The organism is Paenibacillus polysaccharolyticus, from assembly GCF_023714295.1.
Classification (GTDB): Bacteria; Bacillota; Bacilli; order Paenibacillales; family Paenibacillaceae; genus Paenibacillus; species Paenibacillus polysaccharolyticus_A.
The window spans coordinates 1-224 of the sequence record NZ_JAMAUN010000092.1 but is presented as its reverse complement, the minus strand read 5'-3'; the positions used below and the strand labels follow the sequence as shown (position 1 = coordinate 224).

At 48.7% G+C, this 224-nt stretch carries 1 rRNA gene; it reads right to left on the bottom strand.

Annotation, left to right across the window (positions count from 1 at the left end):
- Positions 1–94, bottom strand: a 23S ribosomal RNA gene (locus M3629_RS28350); the annotation flags it as partial.
- Positions 95–224 lie beyond the last annotated feature (130 nt).

Below are 224 nucleotides of genomic sequence, written 5' to 3'. Positions count from 1 at the left end.
GCTTACAGCTCCCCGAGGCAGTTTCGTTGTTCGCCACGTCCTTCATCGGCTCCTAGCGCCTAGGCATCCTCCGTGTGCTCTTAGTAGCTTAACCATATGCTCCGGTTTCGTTTGCTCGCTTCCCTTGGTTTGCTTGCGCAAAGCCAAAAGTCGCTCCCATTCGATACCATCGCAAAAGCAATTAAGTACCAATTTATTGAAACTTGTTATACACAAGTTCAGCT